General features: G+C 39.1%; 24 protein-coding genes and 2 pseudogenes. 6 read left to right on the top strand and 20 right to left on the bottom strand.

The genetic code is table 11. The features are described from left to right. Nucleotides 1-43: 43 nt before the first annotated feature. The 3 genes from H5186_RS19805 to H5186_RS19795 form a co-directional block, all read right to left on the bottom strand. A complete protein-coding gene (locus tag H5186_RS19805) occupies nt 44-1,192 on the bottom strand; it encodes a 5-(carboxyamino)imidazole ribonucleotide synthase (RefSeq protein ID WP_182794847.1) in 1,149 nt (382 codons plus the stop codon). A gap of 1 nt (nt 1,193) precedes the next feature. Next, entirely contained in the window at nt 1,194-1,676 is a 483-nt protein-coding gene (gene purE / locus H5186_RS19800) for a 5-(carboxyamino)imidazole ribonucleotide mutase (protein ID WP_145233343.1), read from the bottom strand. A 153-nt stretch (nt 1,677-1,829) separates the two neighbouring features. Then, nucleotides 1,830-3,416: an ABC-F family ATPase gene (locus tag H5186_RS19795; protein ID WP_145233417.1), complete on the bottom strand. Its 1,587-nt coding sequence runs from the start codon at nt 3,414-3,416 to the stop codon at nt 1,830-1,832. Nucleotides 3,417-3,717: 301 nt separating this feature from the next. On the opposite strand from H5186_RS19795, the gene H5186_RS19790 reads away from it, so the two are divergent. Further along, a complete protein-coding gene (locus H5186_RS19790; RefSeq protein WP_149981168.1) occupies nt 3,718-4,926 on the top strand; it encodes a porin in 1,209 nt (402 codons plus the stop codon). A gap of 64 nt (nt 4,927-4,990) precedes the next feature. Here H5186_RS19790 and H5186_RS19785 read toward each other — a convergent pair whose 3' ends face one another. Continuing rightward, complete coding sequence (locus H5186_RS19785) at nt 4,991-5,191, bottom strand: hypothetical protein (protein ID WP_182740530.1); 201 nt, start codon at nt 5,189-5,191, stop codon at nt 4,991-4,993. Between the two features lie 110 nt (nt 5,192-5,301). Between H5186_RS19785 and H5186_RS19780 the strand changes: the two genes are divergently transcribed. Beyond that, entirely contained in the window at nt 5,302-5,823 is a 522-nt protein-coding gene (locus tag H5186_RS19780; RefSeq protein WP_182794846.1) for a TetR/AcrR family transcriptional regulator, read from the top strand. 403 nt (nt 5,824-6,226) lie between these two features. On the opposite strand, the gene H5186_RS19775 is transcribed toward H5186_RS19780, so the two are convergent. Both H5186_RS19775 and H5186_RS19770 read right to left on the bottom strand, forming a co-directional pair. Next, nucleotides 6,227-7,105 (bottom strand): alpha/beta hydrolase, encoded by an 879-nt coding sequence (locus H5186_RS19775; protein WP_182761815.1) that lies wholly within the window; start codon nt 7,103-7,105, stop codon nt 6,227-6,229. 81 nt (nt 7,106-7,186) lie between these two features. Then, nucleotides 7,187-7,684, bottom strand: coding sequence for a GNAT family N-acetyltransferase (locus tag H5186_RS19770; protein WP_182718859.1), 498 nt, complete (start codon nt 7,682-7,684; stop codon nt 7,187-7,189). An 81-nt stretch (nt 7,685-7,765) separates the two neighbouring features. Here H5186_RS19770 and H5186_RS19765 point away from each other — a divergent pair, with 81 nt between their 5' ends. Continuing rightward, nucleotides 7,766-7,969: a hypothetical protein gene (locus H5186_RS19765; RefSeq protein WP_182794845.1), complete on the top strand. Its 204-nt coding sequence runs from the start codon at nt 7,766-7,768 to the stop codon at nt 7,967-7,969. Between the two features lie 20 nt (nt 7,970-7,989). Here H5186_RS19765 and H5186_RS19760 read toward each other — a convergent pair whose 3' ends face one another. From H5186_RS19760 to H5186_RS19750, 3 genes are all read right to left on the bottom strand, one after another. Further along, nucleotides 7,990-8,334 (bottom strand): hypothetical protein, encoded by a 345-nt coding sequence (locus H5186_RS19760; protein WP_182794844.1) that lies wholly within the window; start codon nt 8,332-8,334, stop codon nt 7,990-7,992. Between the two features lie 162 nt (nt 8,335-8,496). Further along, the gene (locus tag H5186_RS19755) at nt 8,497-8,874 is read right to left on the bottom strand and encodes a hypothetical protein (RefSeq protein WP_182794843.1); all 378 of its coding nucleotides are present in this window, start codon (nt 8,872-8,874) and stop codon (nt 8,497-8,499) included. Between the two features lie 90 nt (nt 8,875-8,964). Further along, on the bottom strand, nt 8,965-9,252 hold the full coding sequence (locus H5186_RS19750; RefSeq protein ID WP_182794842.1) for a hypothetical protein: 288 nt from the start codon (nt 9,250-9,252) through the stop codon (nt 8,965-8,967). Nucleotides 9,253-9,578: 326 nt separating this feature from the next. Here H5186_RS19750 and H5186_RS19745 point away from each other — a divergent pair, with 326 nt between their 5' ends. Both H5186_RS19745 and H5186_RS19740 read left to right on the top strand, forming a co-directional pair. Continuing rightward, nucleotides 9,579-10,634 (top strand): hypothetical protein, encoded by a 1,056-nt coding sequence (locus H5186_RS19745; RefSeq protein ID WP_182794841.1) that lies wholly within the window; start codon nt 9,579-9,581, stop codon nt 10,632-10,634. Nucleotides 10,635-10,673: 39 nt separating this feature from the next. Next, complete coding sequence (locus H5186_RS19740) at nt 10,674-11,321, top strand: leucine-rich repeat domain-containing protein (RefSeq protein WP_182794840.1); 648 nt, start codon at nt 10,674-10,676, stop codon at nt 11,319-11,321. A 71-nt stretch (nt 11,322-11,392) separates the two neighbouring features. Here H5186_RS19740 and H5186_RS19735 read toward each other — a convergent pair whose 3' ends face one another. The 5 genes from H5186_RS19735 to H5186_RS19715 form a co-directional block, all read right to left on the bottom strand. Beyond that, nucleotides 11,393-11,797, bottom strand: a complete 405-nt coding sequence (locus tag H5186_RS19735; RefSeq protein ID WP_182794839.1) for a hypothetical protein — start codon at nt 11,795-11,797, stop codon at nt 11,393-11,395. A gap of 96 nt (nt 11,798-11,893) precedes the next feature. Beyond that, complete coding sequence (locus H5186_RS19730) at nt 11,894-12,325, bottom strand: hypothetical protein (protein ID WP_182794838.1); 432 nt, start codon at nt 12,323-12,325, stop codon at nt 11,894-11,896. A gap of 702 nt (nt 12,326-13,027) precedes the next feature. Next, nucleotides 13,028-13,252 (bottom strand): DUF4304 domain-containing protein, encoded by a 225-nt coding sequence (locus H5186_RS19725; protein WP_182794837.1) that lies wholly within the window; start codon nt 13,250-13,252, stop codon nt 13,028-13,030. A 74-nt stretch (nt 13,253-13,326) separates the two neighbouring features. Beyond that, nucleotides 13,327-13,770: a GNAT family N-acetyltransferase gene (locus tag H5186_RS19720; protein WP_220493326.1), complete on the bottom strand. Its 444-nt coding sequence runs from the start codon at nt 13,768-13,770 to the stop codon at nt 13,327-13,329. A gap of 166 nt (nt 13,771-13,936) precedes the next feature. After that, nucleotides 13,937-14,494 (bottom strand): GNAT family N-acetyltransferase, encoded by a 558-nt coding sequence (locus tag H5186_RS19715; RefSeq protein WP_182794836.1) that lies wholly within the window; start codon nt 14,492-14,494, stop codon nt 13,937-13,939. Nucleotides 14,495-14,946: 452 nt separating this feature from the next. On the opposite strand from H5186_RS19715, the pseudogene H5186_RS19710 reads away from it, so the two are divergent. Further along, nucleotides 14,947-15,237 (top strand): annotated as a pseudogene (locus tag H5186_RS19710) (hypothetical protein); the annotation flags it as partial. A 267-nt stretch (nt 15,238-15,504) separates the two neighbouring features. Here H5186_RS19710 and H5186_RS19705 read toward each other — a convergent pair. The 6 genes and pseudogenes from H5186_RS19705 to H5186_RS23400 all read right to left on the bottom strand — a co-directional run. Next, entirely contained in the window at nt 15,505-16,533 is a 1,029-nt protein-coding gene (locus H5186_RS19705) for an effector-associated domain EAD1-containing protein (protein WP_182794834.1), read from the bottom strand. Continuing rightward, the gene (locus H5186_RS19700; RefSeq protein WP_182794833.1) at nt 16,530-19,022 is read right to left on the bottom strand and encodes a hypothetical protein; all 2,493 of its coding nucleotides are present in this window, start codon (nt 19,020-19,022) and stop codon (nt 16,530-16,532) included. Before H5186_RS19700 ends, H5186_RS19705 begins: the two co-directional genes overlap by 4 nt. Further along, entirely contained in the window at nt 19,019-19,846 is an 828-nt protein-coding gene (locus H5186_RS19695) for a hypothetical protein (RefSeq protein WP_182794832.1), read from the bottom strand. The genes H5186_RS19700 and H5186_RS19695 overlap by 4 nt, the downstream gene beginning before the upstream one ends. Continuing rightward, a pseudogene (locus H5186_RS19690) lies at nt 19,833-20,539 on the bottom strand (hypothetical protein). The gene H5186_RS19695 and the pseudogene H5186_RS19690 overlap by 14 nt, the downstream one beginning before the upstream one ends. Before the next feature lie 281 nt (nt 20,540-20,820). Beyond that, nucleotides 20,821-21,777 carry a GTPase-associated system all-helical protein GASH gene (locus H5186_RS19680; protein ID WP_182794829.1) on the bottom strand — a complete coding sequence of 319 codons (957 nt, stop codon included), beginning with the start codon at nt 21,775-21,777 and terminating at the stop codon, nt 20,821-20,823. Nucleotides 21,778-21,807: 30 nt separating this feature from the next. Continuing rightward, the coding region (locus H5186_RS23400) for an IS3 family transposase (RefSeq protein ID WP_404936147.1) at nt 21,808-21,901 on the bottom strand (94 nt) is incomplete at its 5' end.

Here is a 21,901-nt window from a genome sequence, read left to right as displayed (position 1 = left end):
CCATTCCTCAAGTAAAAAGCCGAGATAAACTCGGCTTTTTTAGTTAATTTAAAATCAACGCGGTGCTGGCCGCTAATACGCCGGGATAATCTTCCTCCGGAAGATACTCCGACAATTGTGCTAAGCGTTCACCTAACTCATGAAGGTTCGCAGCAGATACATTAATATGGCCCATTTTACGACCAGGCTTTGCTGTTTTACCATACCAATGACTCGTAACCTCAGCAATGCTTAGTACTTGCTGAGGAATCGCGGCTTGTCCGAGCACATTCACCATTGCCGTAACACGCTGCAATTGTGTGCTACCTAATGGCAGCCCAGCGACTGCACGCATATGATTTTCAAATTGACTGCAATGCGCGCCTTGTTGGGTCCAATGACCAGAATTATGAACCCGAGGAGCAATTTCATTGACCAATAACTGCCCTGCCACATCGAAAAACTCAATCGCCAATACACCAACGTAATCAAGCTCATTAGCCAATTTATTAAATGCATCTTCAGCTTGTTGTTGAATCACAGATTTTTCTTTACCGGCGATAGATAAGGTTAAAACACCATTGGTATGCTGGTTTTCAGTAAGTGGGTAAATAGCGGTATTACCTCTTTTATCGCGAACACCTATGATTGATACTTCACGATCAAATGGGATCATTTGTTCGGCAATAATAGTGTGTGGCGCGGATTCAGTACCGGAGGCAATAAAATCAGCCATTTGTGACCATATCTGCTCAATTTGATCATCTGATTTTAAACGCCACTGGCCTTTTCCATCGTAACCGGCTTGACAGGTTTTGATCACTAATGGCTTACCCAAGCTAGCAACGGCTTGTTCTAAATGGGCTTTTTCAGTGATTAACTGATATGGTGCGCACTTAACCGCGGTTTTACTTAGTAATGCTTTTTCTAGGGCGCGATCGCCACCCGTTTTAATCGCGGCTTTACCCGGATAAAACTTTTTGCTTGCACAGCATAGCGTTAGCACATCATCAGGAATATGCTCAAACTCAGCAGTGATCGCATGAGCATCTACAATGGCTTGCTCTAACGTTGTAGTATAGATTTGCCCAGTTAATGGGTGAACAATTTTTTTACTACCAACATCATACGCAACCACATTTAAATTCAATGGCGCACCAGCTAAACACATCATACGTGCTAATTGGCCGGCTCCTAAAATTAAAATAGTCATATTACTCTGCTGGATTTGGGTTAGCTAAAATAGTTTCGGTTTGTTCTTTACGGAACGCTTCAACTTTGGCAAATATCTCCGGTTGCTGACAACCTAAAATCTGTGCAGCTAATAATCCTGCATTTGCAGCACCAGCTTCACCAATTGCTAATGTACCTACCGCAACACCTTTTGGCATTTGGCAAATCGACAGCAATGAATCAATGCCATTTAACGTTTTAGACTTAACCGGCACACCTAATACTGGTAACGATGTGAAAGCAGCGGCCATACCTGGTAAATGCGCTGCACCACCGGCACCGGCAATAATTACTTTAATACCACGTTCTGCTGCTGAACTTGCGTAATCAGCGAGTAGTTGAGGAGTACGATGAGCCGATACAACTTTAGTTTCGTAAGCGATGCCAAATTTATCTAGCATGATCGCCGCATGTTCCATAGTTGGCCAATCTGACTTGGAACCCATAATAATGCCAACAGTCATAAATACTCCTCAGTAATGGTTTTAATACCTATAGCGGACTTATGTCCGCATTAAAGGCGGTCATTATACACGTATTAATTGTTAAATTGCGAATATCGAGTAACAAAAAAGCCATGACTAGCATGGCTTTTTGATCAGTATGTAAATTGAGCTTTAGCCTTCTTTACTGGCTAAATATTCAGAGTAAGTACCTCTGAAATCAATTATTTTGCCGTCTTTGATTTCCCAAATACGGGTTGCAACTGAGGATACAAATTGACGGTCGTGAGATACAAACATTAACGTACCTTCATATGCTTCTAGCGCAAGGTTTAATGCTTCTATTGACTCCATATCCATGTGGTTCGTTGGCTCATCCATTAATAGGATATTTGGTTTATGCATCATAATCTTACCAAATAGCATGCGGCCTTGCTCACCACCAGATATTACTTTTACAGACTTTTTAATATCATTTTGTGAGAACAACATACGGCCTAAGAAACTGCGAACAACTTGTTCATCATCGCCTTCTTGCTGCCATTGCTCCATCCACTGAAATAAGTTCATATCGGTGGCAAATTCATCAGCATGATCTTGCGCATAATAACCGATATTATGGTTTTCAGACCATTTAAACTCGCCTTGCTTCGGTGCCAAACGACCTGCTAAAGTATTTAATAGTGTTGTTTTACCAACCCCATTTTCACCAATGATAGCGATACGCTCGCCTACTTCAACTAAGCCTTCAAGGCCAGTGAACAGCATATCGTCAAAACCTTGGCCTAAGTTTGTTAATTCAAGGGCATTACGGAATAACTGTTTTTCTTGCTCAAAACGAATGAACGGTGTTTGACGTGACGATGCTTTAACTTCATCTAATTGAATCTTGTCAATTCGCTTGGCACGAGATGTTGCTTGTTTTGCTTTAGATGCATTAGCTGAAAAGCGTGAAACAAACTGTTGTAGCTCAGCAATTTGATTTTTCTTCTTGGCATTTTCACTTAATAAGCGTTCACGAGCTTGCGTTGCTGCAAACATATATTCGTCATAGTTACCCGGGTAAATACGCAATTCACCATAGTCAATATCAGCCATATGCGTACATACAGAGTTTAAGAAATGACGGTCATGGGAAATGATGATCATTGTGCAATCACGTTGATTCAGTACATCTTCGAGCCACTTGATAGTATAAATATCCAAGTTATTAGTTGGCTCATCGAGTAGCATGATATCTGGATCTGAAAATAACACTTGCGCAAGAAGCACACGCAGTTTAAAACCAGGAGCAATCTCTGACATCGGACCGTAATGCTGATCAGTTGCAATACCTACGCCCATTAGTAGCTCGCCGGCTTTAGATTCTGCAGAATAGCCATCCATTTCAGCAAACTCAGTTTCAAGATCGGCAACCTTCATGCCATCCTCTTCACTCATTTCAGGCAAGCTATAGATTCGATCACGCTCTTGTTTAATTGCCCACAGCTCTTTGTGGCCCATTATCACAGTATCAATAACTGAATATTCTTCGTAAGCGAACTGGTCTTGGTTTAGTTTAGCAACACGTTCATTTGGATCAGTACTTACATTACCAGCTGACGGTTCCAATTCCCCACTTAAGATTTTCATAAATGTTGATTTACCACAGCCATTTGCGCCAATTAAACCATAACGGTTACCTTCGCCAAATTTAGCTGAAATATTCTCAAATAACGGTTTAGCACCAAATTGCATGGTGATGTTAGCTGTACTGATGATAGCGCTACCCTCCAACGGGGAAAATCAAAGAAATAAAATTGGCTGGAGTGTAAACCAAATAGGCTTATTTTTCCATGAATTATTAGCTTCGTGGGCTATAGCTGCTGTCCATCGAAATAAGCTAATTTAGGTCAATTTATTATGCTAGTATTGTGTAGCTGCACACAAAAAGAACATAAATTAACAATTCAAATTTCCTCTATCATTTTTTGATGATATTTTTTCACTTTAGCCATTAATTTAGCTTTGTTAGTCTGCGCGACCAAAGGACAATGATAAATAGCACACAAGGCAATATTAAATGAATAGAAAATTAATTGGGGTCATCATCGCAAGCGCGTTGATAGCACCGAGCGTAAACGCTGTTGAGGTTTATGATGACGGAAAAAACAATTTAACCATCGGTGGTTTTATTGACGCCAGAATAATCCACACACAAGGGCAAACTGAAATAGTTAATGGTGCATCACGGATTAGCTTTGATTTTAGTCGCAAACTAAAAGATCAGTGGTCAGCTTTAGCCTTATTAGAATGGGGTGTAAACCCTGTTGGTAGTAGCGATATTATCTATAACAACCGCTTTGAATCTATTCAAGATAAATTTTTATATAACCGACTTGGTTATGTAGGTATAGCACATGAAAAATACGGACAAGTGACAATTGGTAAACAATGGGGTGCTTGGTACGACGTAGTTTATAGTACTAACTATAGCCTAGTTTGGGATGGTAATGCAGCCGGTGTTTACACCTACAACAAAGACGATGGTGCAATTAATGGTACCGGGCGCGGTGACAAGTTATTGCAGTATCGTAATACGTTCGGTGATTTTAGTATTGCAACACAAGTGCAATTTAAAAATAATGATTTTTATACTTGCGATATCGAAGCCATTTCTGAAGCTGCTTGTCAGACTTTGTGGGAAAATGGCAGTGATCTTGCTCAACAAGTAGAATTTAATTCAACCTATGGGGCAGCCGTTACCTATTCAGTAAGCGACGACTTAAAACTTTCTGCTGGGTTTAACCGCGGAGAACTGACCGTAAATTACGCCGCAGGACGAATTCAGTCTGTTAATGATTTTATTTATGGCGCAGGCGTTACTTGGGGTAACTTCAACAATGATGGCCTTTATTTTGCCGCAAATATCAACAAAAATGAAAATCATGATACCGATAACTTAGGCCGTCTTATCAAAGACGCGATTGGGGTAGAGTCTTTATTATCTTATAAGTTTGATAATGACATTCGTACCTTCATTGCATATAACGTCTATGATGCTGGAACAGATTACGTGATCCAACCAAATTTTAACGCCGATCCTAATGACAACTTTAAACGTCAATTTACAGTACTTGGCTTTCACTATCTATTCGACGAAGATACGATTTTTTACATTGAAGCACGTAAAGACTTTAGTGATTTTTCAAGTGCCGATAAAGAACAAGAATATCAAATGGGTCTATCAGAAGATGATGGCATTGCATTTGGTTTTCATTACACATTATAACTAGAACACTGACAGGCTGATTATTTAATCAGCCTGCTTTGCTAATATTTAGCACCCGCTGCGATCACATTTTTTTTGCTTTACCTTTAGTTGCAAACGCTTTTGTCAAAGCCAAATAACCTTCCTTAGGTCCTAAAATTATCCATAACATTAAAATTCCCCCCGGTAATAAAATTGCTTTAAGTAATGGTCCTAGCATGTAAGAATAAAAAATAATAAATGGGATAAATAGTCCGTAACCAATAACTTGTTTGATAAAGTTCATATAAGTTCCTTGTTTAAATGACTGCGCTCACAAATATAATTGAGCGCAGTCACTTTTTCAAGTAACTTCATCTTTACTATCACAAGTTAAATATAATTAATTGATATACAATGAATAAAAAAACGCAAACCTATAATAAAATTCTTACCTCGGCTTGGCTGTTATTCTTAGAGCAAGGTTATGCTCATACATCTACACGAGAAATTGCAAAAGCGGCTAATGTGGCCGTTGGTACTGTGTTTAGTCATTTCGAAAATAAAATCGACTTACTAAAAGCAGGAATGCAGCAACAAATAGATACGATCATTCATCAGGCTAGTTTAACTGATCGCCAACATGCACCAAGGCTTAAGTTACGTCACTATGCCCTACCGTTGTTTGAATTTTATTGTAATAACATTGAATTTAGTAAAATATTGATAAGCGATATGATTTGGCAAGCAGCTTTTTTTGAACAGCAAATGAGTGAGTTTAAAAAACGGCTGTTCGATAAACAGCAAGAGTTTGACGATATAAAAGCAAGTGTGATGTTAGATTGTTATTTTATGACCATTATTTCAGGGTTAAATGAACCTGCGCCAGAACCTGAAAAAATGCTACGTCAACTCACCAGCAAAATATCTATTCTTTAGCGACAACTTATTTCACTCTGTGTTTCACTCTGTGTTTCACTTTGGGCATTAAATTTAAGCTTTTAACTTACCCTTTGTTTAAGTTAAAAGCTTAACTTAAAGTAATAGCGCTTTTCTATGTGGTTAAGTGCATTTTTATTTGACCTGAACCTGATTACTTTAAGAACTCTGTAACTGCCCTATTAGTAAATCGTTGTATCAATGAAGATCCCTCCATAGCCAAATAAACATAACTCTTGTGATACGTTTAATCGAATTACTAACTTTGATTTATCAAGCTCATGATTCTTCTTGATAGCTTTTAGTTGAAAATAACTTTTTATGCAGAGTTATCTTAATTAACAAATATAGTATGATGTGTTCTTTTGTGGTTTATTACTGTCTTATTATTTAGTTAAGCATATTAGTTTATTGATGAATTATAGAAATCGAGTGCCTGCTTAACACTATGCACCGGGTTTTCCCTGTGCTCTAAACCTTCATTAATTCTGCTATTCCAAATAATATCATTAGCATATATGTTAAGGCTATTATTAAGACCAGCAAAGGCACTTAACATTAAAGGATGCTCGGCGCCTCCTACTGTTATATAGAGCGACAGCGGTATGTTATCGTCTGTATTGAGGCATCGTTGCGATAAGAATCGATCAAACTCTTTTACAACGGTCATATCGTCGTACCAAGCAGCCGGACTAAATGCAAAATAACCGTTAAACAGCCAAGGCTTTGTACTCATAGTGTATAAAACAAAACTCCCTCCTGCTGAATAGCCCGACAAAACACGATTATTATCTAGCTTATAATGTGATTCTAAATACGGTAATAACTCACCTTCAATAAAAGCCAAAAATTGATCTGCTTGACCAAATAATTCTGGTGAATTTTCACTTGCAGGACGAGCTTGGGTATTCACATCTTGGCGTGCATACGGCGGCACTAAATCACGATTTCTGGTAAAGGTCCAAAATTGATTAGGAATAGACACTAAAATTGTATCTTGCTGCGCTGGTAACTCAGCCATCACTGAATCCCACTGCGTAAGATTAAAGTTACCATCGGTTCTAATGATCAAGGAGTAGCGCTTATTTGGCTCAAAATTGTTAGGTAAACGAATAAACACTTTCCTACTTTCATCCAATACCTGAGAATAAATAGTGATGTCTTTAAAATTTGACGTGTAATGCGCGTTATATTTATAAATGACAATAGCGCATGCAATGAAGCCGGCTGTACTCAATAGAATTATGATTGCAGTGCGATTTAGTTTTTTTAATAGCAGCATAGCTTTCAGGTAAAGATTGTTTTAAAAACAATACCCTTTCTGTATTTTTAATTAAACTACCGTTATGTAACAAAGTGTGATTTACAGTTGATACAACCATTGTTCACTCGCTACATGAGTGAATTTAAAACGGCGAAGTAGTTGCTGGCTTTGGCTATTTTCTGTCGCCACTTTCGCCTGTAAATTAGTAATGCTCAACTCATTGCCTAACTGCGCAACAACGGCTGTTATATTTGTTAGCATAAATGCTAATGCTTCAGACATAAACCCATTCCCCCAATGATTTGGTGACAACTCAAAACCTAACCAAGCAGTATCTTCTTCAATATCATATAAACCAATGCAGCCAATCAAGGTCGACGTATTTAGTAAGTACATTCCAAAGCGCAGCGTATTTCCTTCATACATGCCAGTAATATCATCTTGGATCAGTTGTTTTACGTCATCACGTGCAAGTGGCACTGCATAGTCATTAAACTGAGCAACTAACGGCTCAGACAAAATAGCCCACAACGCACTACAGTCCCTATGCTTAATTGGCTTTAATGTGATTCGACTTAGTGCAAACTCATTGTTCATAAATAAAATTAAATTACGGCTTTAAAGCCCGCTATTATTCCCTTAAGATACCCGCCATACAAGTTAATAACTGAGCTAATTATGAATGACGAATTTAAAGTAATACAACCAACAACCACTGTTTATTGCCCTGAGCGCGGTGAAGGATGGACATTAACAGGTATAACAAGTATTGATGAATTTACATCTGTAATGTTCGATGGCGTGCGTTACACATTGCCAGCAAGGGAAATTGTAGAGCAGTTATTACCTAATCAATTAGCGCGTGAAAAGAAAAATAGCTAAGCTATTTATAAATATAAGATTTAACGTTTTAAAATATAGGTTCCAATTGGTGTATCAAGATGAAGATTATGTTTATCTACAAGTAATACTTCCCATTTAGTTGTCTCTCCAGCTGAGGTTACATGTAATATGTTCCCTTCTCTGTGATAAGGATGATACCTGTTCCCATACTCTTTCATCATCTCAAGGATCCCCGCATCATCAATTTTAACAAAGTTACCATCTTTAATTTCTATGGTATTTGTATCTGAAGCAATGATTTGCGTTAATTTCCATTTAAATTGAATATCGTTTTCTTTTGAGAAAGTCGAAGTAGAGCATAGTAAAATGCTTAAAGTGAAAAAGTATTTAATAATATTTTTCATATTCTTATTATCCATAAATCTAACTGAAAAATTGACCTGTAATCTATTGATCAACGGCCTAAAATGCCGATGATAAATAGTTTAATGTTTGGGGTGCGCGAACGATAATACACCAACAAAATTAATGACTGAACATACGCTAACTAGTAAATGAAAGGCGTATTATTTGTATTGGCTAAAATCAACCTCTTCTTTAATAAACTTACCGCTAGCCAATAAAACACCTTCGATATCTGATATTACTTGTCGATTGTTTTTAGGGGCATGAATGAAAAAAGCCCATATATCGTCATCTAATTCATATTCTCCATTTGAGTACTTCCAGAAGGTCAGAAACTCATCTGCAGCTACGGCCATTGTAGCAATATCAAAAGAAGAGTATTGAGTTGGATCAAAAGACTTAAGTTGATCAGGTTCAGCTTTTAATCCTTTTACAAGAATTTCTTGTATATCAGGAAACTGAGGCTCTCTATGGTCTCCCAAAAATTCAACTAAAAGCTCTTCTGTTTTATATCCAGGTCTTACTAGAAATTTTTCCATTTTGGTTAACGCCTCATACACCAGTACAGTGTTTGCATATTTAAAAAAGATGTAATTAAGTATTCAAATTTTAATTGAACAATACAAAAACTATTGCTTTTTATCTGGTGCTACGCGATATAGTGCGGGCTTGTTATTTCTAATTACAGAGATAGTGTTGCCTTCAAATACTACTTGCTTCCACTCAATATTAAAACTGTCTTTATCAATAATAAGTGATTCATCGCCTGTAATTTCATAATCTAAAACTGGAGCACAGATTGGACCATCTTTGATACCGATAGTTGCTATGACGAAATTATCAGTAAAACAAAAATCCTCGATACGAGTGTCATCGATTATCGATAACATTAACCCTTCAAGTTTATTCTTTATCATCACGATCTCATTAGACAAATGACGTCATATTAAACTGTAAACACAAAGACATAAGCACTGAATTACTGAAGTATAAAAATTTAGACAATCAATACCATATATATTTCAATATGTTACTTTATTTAACAGCACAATACTATGGCTGTAATTATCAAAAAACATCAATTAAAAATTTAAGTCAATAAAAGTTCGTAACCTTGCTCTGGTTCTTGCCCAAGGTTAAAATAGCCAGACTAAAACGATTTAGCCTTCGATGAACTCGGAACGATACAGCTTATTAGCTCATAAATTACAGCACATAGGCTTACCTAACTTAAAGGAATAAAATGAAATATACCGACTTTATGGATACTTACTATTTACCCCCTGATAATTTCACTGATTATGAGTTTTGGGGATTACAAGAATTTGTATCTAAAGAATCGCCTTCCCCATTAGGACTTTATATTCGAGACAGAAAGCTTGTTGGTTTAAAAGTGAATTGCAAACTCGACGCGACAAAGCGTAAAGCGATAGCTGAGATGGAAAATTTAGAACTTCTTGATTTAGGAATGCTAAAGGGGTTTTCTAATCCGTGGATGGCAGATTTAGCCAAGCTTCCTCATTTAAAGCTACTAATACTTTGGTATACTTCACTTAACGATGCTGGCATCAAAAAGCTTTCACAATCAAAGTCTTTAGAAGAGCTCGATATTAGATCGACTAAAGTAAGAGAGGCCGGTATTGAAAGTTTAGGAGAGTTAAAAAGTTTACGTGCTTTAAAAACATCCACTCCTTCATCAATTAACTTTACTTGTTTTGAAAGTCTATCTCAGCTAAGCCATTTGAAAATGCTCGACATAAGTCGTGCAAGTAATGTTTATCGTTCTAACTATATTGACGCTGATAGCATTCATAAAATGACTGAGGGATTGACAGCATTGGAGTATCTCAACCTTGACTGTATAGCTAGAGGTTCAGAGACAGGTTTTAAATTTTTAAAAAATTTACCTAATCTAAAGCGACTCTCACTGGAAAGTTTTGTTTTTGATGATGAGTCTATTGATACTTTACAGTTGTTCCAACAGATTGAATACTTAAATCTCAAATGGGCTAGTATACATACAATATCTCAAGCAAATCGTTTATTCCAAAACCTAAAAGTTAATCACTTAAATATCAATTACTTACTTATTCAAGTTTTTGATGAAAAACCACAATTAATCAAAAATATTCCTAATATATACTTTCAAAAGAGACTTGTTTTAGAATCAGAACGCAAATTGAGAGAGGTTTGTAAGCAATTTTCTCCTAATTTTATTGATAGTGAAAAAGATAATAGCGCTGATAATCTTGACTATTTTATTCGATTTGACCGTTGGACTGAAGCTAACATTGATTAGATAAATCTATTGATATTATTCAAACTTTAAGGAAATATTTTGACTCTTAATACTTTATTTGTGTGCGAAAGCTACGACAAAGGACTTTCTATTGTTGATTATATTGGCTCAGCTAAAGATGTAATCATACCCAATGAAATAGAAGGTAAAACAATATTGAGTATTGGCCCAAAAGCTTTTTCAGAAAAAGAACTCACCTCTGTAAGCCTGCCTGACTCTTTACAGAAGATTGGGTTAGAAGCTTTTTGCGAGAACTTTTTAACAACAATTAATTTACCCTTAGGATTAACTCATATTGGTGGTGATGCTTTTTATAAAAATAAACTTAAAGAACTCATGATACCTGAAACGGTTATGAGCTTAGACGCAGGTGCTTTTTGTCGAAACGAAATTGAAAAGTTGACTATCGAAGCCCCTTTATTAACCATAGCTAGTCATTGTTTTTGCAAAAATTTATTAACTGAATTACGATTACCAGACACAGTAAAGTTTATTCGTGACTATAGTTTTTCAAATAATAATTTTCAGCATTTATCTCTTCCCACTCATATTGAGGCGATAGAAGATAGCGCCTTTGCAGAATCTGAAAAGCTAGAAACCGTTCGAATGAAAAAAAGTTTTATGCACAAAGTCCCTCGGATTTTCCGAGGATCGCCGATTGATGATATTGATTATTCAATATGGTAGCCTTGTCTTAAAACATAGATTAACTTTATTGGTAGGTGTTTTCCCTAACAAAATACACCTACAAAGAAAGACTATGTAAATTTTCGTACCTTAATAACTTTACTTAATAAGTGCTTTTTCGGGTAGTTAATTGTTAACTCAAATCGCTCGAATTGATTAAAAATTAATTCATAACAGTTGTTAGATAGCTCGTTAAAATCAGTTAATAGAAAGCTGTTGTAAAATGGCGTAAAACTATACGTCGCTACTAGCTTAATCTGCTTATTTAAAATAACAACTTCACAGCCTTCTTCAAATAGGCAGTCCCAGTTAAGTAGAAGAAGATAATAATCAGCGAGCTCAAATTGTTTTTCTATTTCATAACCGGAGACTTGCAATTCAGTTTTGTCACCGCAAACATATAAATAAGACTTTAAAGGGCGATCTTCGTACTTACTTTTATGCTGCTGCAAACTAAATATTTTAATCGGAGTCAAAAGCTTTCCTTTTTGAATAATTCTGAGCTCGTAAATGTGTTGTAGTCTCTTGTTTGGTCTTCATTATAGAGAACAGCTAATTTAACTTAGGTTTCACTATCCACCCCATATAATTACGATAGCATTGTTATTAGATGCTGCGCTCTTTAAAAAATTAAACATTGAGTCAAACAGCCAAAAATCTGACGAACAATTCACTTCATTGAGCAACTCTTGAAAATATGGCTTCGACTTGTTTTCTAGCTCTGTCACAATTGACGCTATCATTTCTTTGCCAACAAATACAACATCGGGATCATCATATTCATTAGGTTCTGCACGGAGCTCCCCTTGGAATAACAAACTCAATGGTTCACCTTGGTTCTTTAATGCTAAAACCCAGGCGGGTATTGATTCTTCAGCATCGCAAGATTCATAATTCTGAATCTCAATTTCTCCTAAAACATCATACCATTCGCTTTTCGCTACCTTTCCTTCGAAAGCAGACCGAACTTCGTCTTCAACTTTATAAAATGTACCGAAACTCATTTTCACCTCTAACGAGCCTGTAGATTAACTCGCTTTTTATTTATGCATCAACCATAGCCGAGTTGCTATTTTGCTTCAATCGGTTGCTTCGATTTTACGTAAAATATAAAAAGAGGATTTGCTGTTGCTTTAATTAGCGTTTTGGAAGGTATGACAGGTGTTTAAGTGGCTTATTTGGAGAGGTAGCAGCTTACCTTTATTAATGCATCGTGTTTTGCAGCTTTTCTATATTATGAACTAAGCAATACAGTTGCCGCAGTATGAAGTGAAAGCATTCACTTTCGTTTGACCGCGTAAGGTCAATTTATTCAGCGAAATTGATCGGAATGAATTTATTTTGGCAAGATAAGTCAGGCTTGACTCCTTACCTAATGAAAGAGCCATAACAATTTACCGTGGGTGAATAATATCTATTAGATCACAGTAACCCAGTGGATTCAAGGTTAAAAAACAATCAAGTCAAATGTGAAGAATTAGTTCCTAAAAAGAGTAATTCTACAGCCTCAACGCCCGCTTAAATTGCGTAAAAAGCTGGCTTTAGTTTTTGCTCCGCAAAAAATATGAGCGCTTTTGGAGTCAAATTTAAAGCCCTTGTTATATGTATTAAGCACAAAGCTTAATTGCTATCTCTTTACCGTTATTCCAGTACATATGAGGCCTAATTTCTTCATCAGAACTTAACAGCTGCTCAAATCGAAAGCGTTAATGGCAATCTAGTTCTTTTGGGTAGTCTACTTCTTTTGTTGCTTGAAAATAGATACGAACATTAAAGTAAACACAACCGCTGTTCCGAGAACATTGGATGTTGAACCACTTTGCTAATTCACCCTCAGCACAAGCCCAAGAAGCCCCTTTCTTTTTAAATCCAAAAGCTTTGAATTGAGCTTTTAATGCTTCTTGAAGTTTTTTACTTATAATCGACGACATATAGCACAATCTCTAAAATACATATAACGCCCTTGTTATACGCAAAAAAATCACCGTACAATTAAGATATACGACTAACTAAGATGTTCGAAACGTAGATTGCCGTCATTAACTCCAACTTCTCTAAAACCACTAGAAATCAAAACTTTTTTAGACGCGTCATTTTCCGGCGAAGTATGAGCAATAATACTATTTGTTTTTTCAAAAGAATATGCATGAGAAACGAGCGTATTAACTATTTCTGTAGCATAACCACGACGCTGCCACTCAGGTAGAACGGAATAACCGATCTCAACTATCCCATTACTATCTGGAGGCCCGAAATAACCACCTGAGCCAATTAGAGATCTTTCTCCTGAAATAGGATCAATATTTATTGCATACCAGCCATACCAACCTTGGGAAGCTTCACCGCCATTTTCGAAACAGGAAAGAAAAAACTCCATTGCATCTCTGTCGTATTCACCAGAAGGCCAACCATTTGAAACCGTAGCATTTAATTTTTCAGCAAGTAACAGAGGTGTTTCAAGTTCTATACGAATATGAGTAGCTGAGGATGATATTAATTCGATGCGGTCTGATTTTATAATTTTGATTTACTCCAATGTTAGAATTTGCAGCGTATAACGCCCCAATATGCCGACGAAACAAGCGCATCGAGTTGAGGTCGGAATAATTGGATTGTTATATTTCACTATACTCTGACTTAATTAAACCAAAGCATTTAAGATCATGAAACTGGTTTTTCCAGTACCCACTTTGACGTCTTACCCCTTCTTCTTTAAACCCTACTTTTAAAAGTAATGATTCTGATGCGGTGTTCCCTGGAACGGTATCGCCTTGTATACGATTAAGATTTCCGCAAGATAAGTCACCTGAAAATGCTGCTTTAACTATTCGATGAACTGCTTCAGTGGTAAAACCCTTACCCCAATATTTAGGCAGTAAATCATATCCAAGAACAGCGTTTTTCATTTTAGGACTCCAAGTATTAAAACCGCAAGTACCGATAAGTTGATTTGTTTCTTTTAGGCGAATAGCCCAACGAATACCTGATTTTTCCTTAAAACGAGAGTTAAAAAACTCAATTAAATGGCTTGCTTGTGACAGTTCAGTAAATGCCTCTAAATCATAATATTCGACAACTGAAATGTCCGAGAACAACTCAAATAAACTATTTGAATCTTCTTTTGATAATTGATCTAACCTTAAGCGATTTGTCTCTAAAGTTGGAAATGACAACCTAAATCCTCCGTGAAATATAACGAGCCTGTAGAATAACTCGTTTTTAATTTATTTTTATTGATGCTTCAACCATAGCTGAGTTCCTATTTTGATTCAATCGACAACTGACTTTCACGTGAAAATATAAAAAGAGGATTTGCTGTTGCTTTAAGGGGCGTTTTGGCGGGTATTCCAGTTGGTTTACTGGCTATATTACGGCTTAAGTGGTTTTAATGAAGCCTGTTTGCAGCTTTTCTATATTATGAACTAAGCAATACAGTTGTATTGGGAGTTTACTTTCGTTTGAACCCGTAAGATCAGTTTTTTCATGCCTTTGTTGACCGTAAAATTTCGCTTTTCACCTCAGTAAAGCGGCTCTATAAAACCACGTTGTTTGCCATTCCTTCAAGAAAAACCTGTCGTCGCGCCATTGGACTGTCTATTTTGACCTTCATTTTAATTAGCTAACGGTGGATTTAGATCACTGGATCCGCCGTAGGATAAGAATGTGCTACTGGCGGCAGTGGCGCTCTTTATAAAAAATAGCACGCACTAAAGTACGCAGTTTAATGAAATTGGGTGTTAGCGAACGACTCGCCATTGCATGTGGTATCACCAGTACCAAAGCGCTTGGAAGCGAAGGTCCTTGTAGAAGCTCAAAAACAAAAGGAATTAACATTGCGATAGGCAATGACTATCTAGCGTCACAAGGTTTAGCGTCATTGAGAGATATTTGGATCAATATTCATTACGGGAGATGAACCGCCCATTGCACTTCCTATTAATAAAAAGCGCATGATGGGTGGTGTGCCTCCAGCTACCCGATTCAAAAACATTTTCAGAACACCGTTTTGATCACTTTTTACCCCCCACGAATTCAAGCGCGTCCTCTTTTGTAGGCCCCCGATCTGCAATGATCGCAAATACTCCGAAAAGTCACCTAGATGCTCAAATTGAGTAAGCATCCCATATTTTTGGAATGATCCCTAAAGTCCCTAATCTTTTGTACTAGACTGATTCCGTCCAATCTACATAATCTCTTTAACATCTTCATTACTTCCATACTCTTCTGCAACAGTTTTAATTAAACTATCTAAACTCACACTTCCTCCACCGCCAAACTTCAAAGCTCGAATAGCTTCGACCCATTGACCTTTGCCAGTTTGGCCTAGATTAATTAAAGACAAATCACCACCTGCTGCAATCCATATTTGATTATCTTTCAATCCGCCTGGATAAAGTTTACACATAATTTCAACCAGCTTTTGCTCTCGGTTTGGTTTAGTTGTGGTATCTGAAAAATCCAGTTGTTCAAGCAGACCGAACATAAAGGCAGCTACATTTGCTGAGGCGTAGGGCTGGGAGCCTTTGCTATCCATATGATTTTTGCCGTCTACTAGGTCGGAGATGCCGCGAAGCAGCAAGGTTTTAACAAGCGGACGCATACGACAGACTTCCAGAAAGCCGAGGCCTTCCATTTCGATGCCGAGGGCATGGCTAGCGTTTTGTTTAAGGAATTGATGAAGATCTGAATCGATGGAAGCATCTACCTTTTCACCAGAAGCAATGGTTCCGGTGTAAGTGCGGATGACGGGAGCAAAATCCGAGTTTAGTAGTTCTTTAATTTTTTGATTCCATGCGATACTTTTTGCGTACAGACTGGCCAACCGTTCCAGAGCATATGAAGAAGCACCAAATTGTGGACGAGGTTTAAAATTGTTTTCTTCGGCCTTTCCTCGCTCAAAACCGTAAACGTCCCGACCAATAATAATGTCACCAACTTCTACATCTTTCAGACCACCTGCCACACCTGCAAAAAAGACATACTCCGGTTCGAAATGAGCTATGGCACGCTCTGTTTCTATAGCAGCATTCACATTGGTTTGATCAGTACGGGCGACTATCACTTCAAGGACTCTACCGTTGCAGTTGTAATCGCCTTTGGTATAATCGGTACAGGTTGAGGGGTGTAGTACTGTCTCGATGTTATTTAAATGCTGCTCGATAGCCAGGCGCTCCACTTCCAAAGCAGTAAGAATCAGAATAGGTTTGTTCATAAAGTCCCTTGTAGATTTTTAAGAATTTCGTTTAAAGAATATATATCACGCATTTTACTTAACAGTTTTTTACGTGTTGGATTTCCATTATTTCGCATGATTTGCACTGCATGACTCCACTTGTCTCGGCCTGTACCGGCTGTTATAAGTTGTGACTGGTCACCGCCTGCACTTACCCACAATCCATTTTGGTCTGGTCCACTTGGGAACAGCTGAATAGCAATTTCGAAAAATTCATCCATCCATTCTTCTGAGCTGATTGCATCTGGCTTTAACCCACTGGAAGCAAGTGCCATGCGTTGCCAAAACCCAAGTAAGTGGCTGCATTGTAATAAAGCTGGTAGTAGATCGTTTCTATGAGAGCGTTTATTGTAAAGCTCATCAACTACCGTTTTCCAGTGGCCTGTAGTTGCAACAATCCGACCAAATTCTTTAGCTTCTGCTGGTGAAAATTGATTATCCTGTATTAACTGCCGTGCGTGATATTCTCCCAAACTCGACAACACACCGAACAACTGTAGTTTTTTGGTGAGGGGGATTGCTTTGCTGCTGAAAATATATTGTTGCACTTTTTGCGATTGCAGTTCCTTTTTTAACTCAGGTTCGAGGACGTTATAGTTAAATTTACCGCTAGCATTATCAACCATTAGCGCGACAAGCGTTGCATTAACGAACTCGTTACGTGCATGCTCGGGCAATACATCCCAGATAGATGCGCGCTGTCGGTAATCTTTCAGGTTGTTATACTTGCCTGTGCTTATTGAGTTTAACAGTGTTCTGTTAAACGAATTTCCTGCCAGAAGATGATCAAGAATTTCAACTAGAATGTGCGGTGGGTTGGAAATACCTTGCCAAACTTCATTTCCTTGCTCTATGGCTGCTTTCCAGCATTGCTGCCAACCTTCACTGGTAATGTCGACACCTTTCATTAACTCGCTGTCTTCGACAATTAACTTTCCTGCGATGTGGTGCAAGCGGGCATCAGAGTGACCGGCTGCAACGGATACAAATGAGTTGCTCCTGATGCTTCCGGAAAGAGTTTGGAGCGCTCGAGTATGATTTTCATCAGTATCGATACGCAACTGAGCTTCGATGGCTTTTTCAGCAGAATAAAGCTGTACTGCCACTTGCGCGTGTAGCACAAGCCAATTCTTCTGTTCGGACATTTGCAGAACCGATTCCGCTACTGTTTTTTCCAGTAGTGGAATTTTTTCGGTTAGCTCATTTTCAATATCATCCGGCAACCAGGAATGGTGTCGGATAATCAACATAGGTTCCTTTTCCATCCATTGCCACAAAATGGAGGCGTCGCGAGATTGCCAGTTTTTAAGCCGTTTATTCAAATAACTCAAAACCGTGCTGCTCCACCAGTTTTTCGTTTCAGCCTCCAATGCTTTTTCCAGCACAGCACCACACTCTTTTGCTTGTTTTCCGTTAATAAGATTATTGGTGAGCCAGTCACGCAGAGAATCCGACAAAGATGTAACTGCTTTCGGAAATCCTTTCCAAGTTTGGTATATGAGCGCGATTAAGATATTAATTGGGGCATTGGGAATAGCTTGAAGTATGGCATTCATCAGCCTGCTTTTCCCCTTGATTCCAACTTTTTCACTGGGACTAATTCTCGAAACAAAATTAGCCAACACCAATAAATGGTTAAGCTCAGAGGTATTGTTAATCTGATGGTAGGCTTTACCATAATCCTCAAGCTGCTTTAGCGTTTCTATGGAATCAATTATCGGACCAAAATCATCGATCAAGACCTCGAGGGAAGCTGACTTTTTAGCAACTCCTACCAACCAATTTGCGGTTAAGGACTCAAGGTTCTGCGATTCTTCCGTATCGACGACACGAAAGGAATGCCTTACCCACAGAGTTTTAGCACCTTTGGGAATGTAGAGTAGGTTGAGGTTTTCTTTTTTTACATAGGAGGGGCCGAATGCCGCTCCGATTTTTAAGGTGCATTTCTCTTTGGCCGGTAACCTAGGCCAGATTCGGGCTAGCCAGTCCCAGTAGCCTTCCTCCCCCAACCAAACAAATGGCTGCTTTTCTATCAAGGCATTAGTAGCTGCTGCTTCCCTTCCATCCACTGCCCCTGTTATCGTTATGGCTCCATGCGAGCGGTAGTCTATCGAATGCATTTTCGCTTCTTTTTGAATATCAGGCAGGAGATATTGAAATAGGTTGCTGAGGTTGTGTACTCGATGTAAGTCTGCTTTTGGTATAAATAAAGCATGCGAAAAAACGCGTCCAGAACGCAATCCAGGACTTTTATCGGGAAATGTCTTAATAAGCAGAAAGTGATCTTCAGCAAATAAACCACGCATCACAGAGCTGGATAAAACTCCCCCTTCAGGTCGGTCGGCCAGATCGGTATGGCCGCTCACTCGTCTGAATAGTTCATTTTTTTCATCGGAAGCGGCTAGCAGTTCGTGCCCTGAAGTTTTCCCCTGCACTTCTCCATATATGGCCTGCTGGATAATGGTCATAGAGTCAGAGCTTCTTCGATGAGTCGGGTCAGATCCTTTTCCTTAGGATTATCGTCCAATACCAGGTAGCCGAAATTTTGAGGCATCTCGTCCAGGTATTTGTCGCGATCCTCATTGGTTTTTAAAGGGAATTCCTGTGCTGATACTCCAATGATTTTGAAGGACCCCGGCAACCAACTGGCTGCAATGAACTGTGTGAACAACGGCATCTTCTGCTGCAAGATTTCCTCCGGTGTCGAATCGGTCTTCAACTCATCCCAGCAGGTTAATGCAATGAGTAACCTAGGGGTATCAATAAGATCTTTCATTCCCGTGCCGCGCGCGTGCATCAGGACTTGCACTAGCTCGATAAATTGGGATTGCTCGGAAGTGCCGGAAATTGAGGCATTCGATTCTTTCTGATCTTTTTCAGCATACCCCTTCTTACTTAAGTCGAAGCGCTGTTCAATTTCTGAGGGGCGAATGAAAAGAATCCAACGGTCGTTCGTTTTCGCCCGTTCGATCCACGTTTTGTCATATTCCATCAATGCTATGAGGTCGCGTACCTGCTCCCCGCCATAATCTTTGCAATGCAACACTAATTCCAGCCCTTCGTGAATGACCGGTATTTTGACCTCCAGGTTATCTGTAGAAGGTGTTGGTTCCGTTTCTTCCCCGTCAGTAAGTCGATCGTAGGCGCTTTTGATCCCATCGATATTTCCAGGTGCGGAAGCTAATTGCAGCTTTCCTTTTTTATCTAATAGGCGGCCATACAATTGGGCTAGAAAGGTAGTTTTTCCCGTTTTAGGCGGTCCAATGATCAATATTTCGTTATTTGCTACCATAGCTGCCTCGGTATAAAAGGAAGAAATCATCTGCTTGAATAGATGCAGCAGGTGCGATACGCAGTCGTTTCGGGTTAGCCAGTAAGTTGAGTACCGTTTCTGCCACACTTATATTATTAATGTGACATAACTGGTCGGAGTCAGATTTCGAATAATTGCTGATCTCCAGTGAGATGGCTCCGGGAAAGATTTCAGAAAGATTTCGTTTGATGGCATCCACAATGTTTTCGCGCATATTCTTAGCCAGGTCGGCTTTCGACCATAAGATCACTACCGGTCTACCTCGAAGGCTGCTTTTGACCTGTTCGGCTACTTGAACAATGTCACGTCTCGCCCTGCCTCTTTGCCCAATAATTGCCTCGCAATCAACAAAAAACAGAAATGCATGGGCGTTGTCATAAATCCAGCGCGCATTTTCAGCTGCAGGATCGTTCACATTATTCGCCCATTTGGAAAATACTTCGCCTGATGAGTCAGCAAACAAGATGTCCTGTAAAAAACCGTCATGGCGCAAAGCTAGATGGTAGAGACTGTAAAAATCATTATCGGAAGGCGTGGCATCTGGGTTTCGAACCGTACCATCGTCCTGGACTTGCAATGTTTTGGTCTGCAGTTCCCATCCGTTCAGCGTATAGCTTCCGGCAAATCCCAGTTTTCGATGCGTCTGCCGTTGAATAGTAGCGAATACAACATGGCAAGGTAAGTGGTTTTACCTGCACCAGACGACCCTACCAAACCGATGATCCTGGGCGTCCCTCGATGTGTCAGAATTTCGAGCTGTTCCGGCCGCAACCATTCTCCGGTCCAAGGAATGGACGCAGCCAATTTTTTTGAAGTTGTGGCCGATGGTTCTGTGGCTCCTGACTCTGCGAAAAACTGACATTGTTCGTGCAGAGGGCCCGCGAGTTCAAGACAAAAATCCTTCGGTGCATAGCAGCCTTCTTTAGTACATCTTTCCTTTGCCATGTTTCGCCTTATTTATCGGTTGCCAGTTTTTGCGCTTGTAACCCATGAAATAACCACACCGCCAGATCGGATGCCGTCAGTGTGGCTTTTTTGTCTATGCCCGTTTCTATGAAAAAACTGGTGGGTTCGCTCAAATGCAATGTATTGCCCCATGCGCTAAGCAGGGATTTGCGCTGCTCTCCTTGTTCTGAATATGCTTTCAATGCTGATTGAATGTTACCATGCAGGCTAAGGCTATCCTTTAACCACTCTATCAGTGGACGCTCTTCGGATGCCCTATCCCCATGCACGTCTTTCAGCGTTTCTCGCAGCAAGTAATCCAGGCTTTCTGGGTAGATTGGATCTACTTGTTCGGCAAGGTCATGCGCCATACAAACGGCCGCGTTCAATCGATCAAGGCTACGATAACTAGCATTCAGAGAACCAGAATACAGCGATTGTTTCCACCACAGTAGCTCACTGCGCTTATTGTTGGCAGTGATGCTGTTGACGATAGAATCATTCACGTCTTCGAAAAACGGTTGGAGTTGGGAGAAATAATCATCCAAATTCTTTTTAATGGAGGAAGAAACCGTAGAAAGGGATTGGGCTTGCTGGGATAAGGCGGAGTTCACAACCTCAGCAATTCCTGTTGCTGAATTTTCAGCTGCAAACTGAGGCCACTGCCAGCTATTATGAGCTGCAGAGTGAGGGTTCTTTCCTCCTCCAGCTTGCTGACTCCATCCAGAGTGAACCATCGCATCGAGTAATTGTGTCTTTAGTGATGCTTCATCTATTTGAGCCGCTTTAACTGCTGAAATAGAAATCTCAACTCCATTAAATTTACTGGCCTGAAATTTGTGACCAATTCCCCATGCCGCTTGTCCATTCTCCTCCACTCTGTCGGCCAGTCCCTGAAGAAGCGCACAAATCGAATTCTCCTCCGCATCAAGCTGGTAATGTCCGATCACATCACGGGCTGTCAACTGTAATGGTCAACAAATTCTGTAGAGATTCTAAGCGGCATTTTTTAATTCATTATATTTCTGATGTGGCGTCATATAATTAAGCGTAGAATGCCTACGTTTGTAATTGTAAAACTGAATATAA

This window comes from Pseudoalteromonas sp. SG41-2 (assembly GCF_014164535.1).
GTDB lineage: Bacteria > Pseudomonadota > Gammaproteobacteria > Enterobacterales > Alteromonadaceae > Pseudoalteromonas > Pseudoalteromonas rhizosphaerae.
Note: the sequence above shows the minus strand (reverse complement) of the source record. Positions and strands in the feature narration are given on the sequence as shown.

What these genes read in the sequence shown, in the direction of transcription:
- H5186_RS19705 (WP_182794834.1), bottom strand. Translation starts at nt 16,533, where the DNA reads ATGAACAAACCTATTCTGATTCTTACTGCTTTGGAAGTGGAGCGCCTG.
- H5186_RS19750 (WP_182794842.1), bottom strand. Translation starts at nt 9,252, where the DNA reads ATGATAAAGAATAAACTTGAAGGGTTAATGTTATCGATAATCGATGAC.
- H5186_RS19770 (WP_182718859.1), bottom strand. Translation starts at nt 7,684, where the DNA reads ATGAACAATGAGTTTGCACTAAGTCGAATCACATTAAAGCCAATTAAG.
- H5186_RS19730 (WP_182794838.1), bottom strand. Translation starts at nt 12,325, where the DNA reads ATGAGTTTCGGTACATTTTATAAAGTTGAAGACGAAGTTCGGTCTGCT.
- H5186_RS19805 (WP_182794847.1), bottom strand. Translation starts at nt 1,192, where the DNA reads ATGACTATTTTAATTTTAGGAGCCGGCCAATTAGCACGTATGATGTGT.
- H5186_RS19790 (WP_149981168.1), top strand. Translation starts at nt 3,718, where the DNA reads ATGAATAGAAAATTAATTGGGGTCATCATCGCAAGCGCGTTGATAGCA.
- H5186_RS19780 (WP_182794846.1), top strand. Translation starts at nt 5,302, where the DNA reads ATGAATAAAAAAACGCAAACCTATAATAAAATTCTTACCTCGGCTTGG.
- H5186_RS19745 (WP_182794841.1), top strand. Translation starts at nt 9,579, where the DNA reads ATGAAATATACCGACTTTATGGATACTTACTATTTACCCCCTGATAAT.
- H5186_RS19755 (WP_182794843.1), bottom strand. Translation starts at nt 8,874, where the DNA reads ATGGAAAAATTTCTAGTAAGACCTGGATATAAAACAGAAGAGCTTTTA.
- H5186_RS19785 (WP_182740530.1), bottom strand. Translation starts at nt 5,191, where the DNA reads ATGAACTTTATCAAACAAGTTATTGGTTACGGACTATTTATCCCATTT.
- H5186_RS19765 (WP_182794845.1), top strand. Translation starts at nt 7,766, where the DNA reads ATGAATGACGAATTTAAAGTAATACAACCAACAACCACTGTTTATTGC.
- H5186_RS19775 (WP_182761815.1), bottom strand. Translation starts at nt 7,105, where the DNA reads ATGCTGCTATTAAAAAAACTAAATCGCACTGCAATCATAATTCTATTG.
- purE (WP_145233343.1), bottom strand. Translation starts at nt 1,676, where the DNA reads ATGACTGTTGGCATTATTATGGGTTCCAAGTCAGATTGGCCAACTATG.
- H5186_RS19695 (WP_182794832.1), bottom strand. Translation starts at nt 19,846, where the DNA reads ATGGTAGCAAATAACGAAATATTGATCATTGGACCGCCTAAAACGGGA.
- H5186_RS19760 (WP_182794844.1), bottom strand. Translation starts at nt 8,334, where the DNA reads ATGAAAAATATTATTAAATACTTTTTCACTTTAAGCATTTTACTATGC.
- H5186_RS19725 (WP_182794837.1), bottom strand. Translation starts at nt 13,252, where the DNA reads ATGTCGTCGATTATAAGTAAAAAACTTCAAGAAGCATTAAAAGCTCAA.
- H5186_RS19700 (WP_182794833.1), bottom strand. Translation starts at nt 19,022, where the DNA reads ATGACCATTATCCAGCAGGCCATATATGGAGAAGTGCAGGGGAAAACT.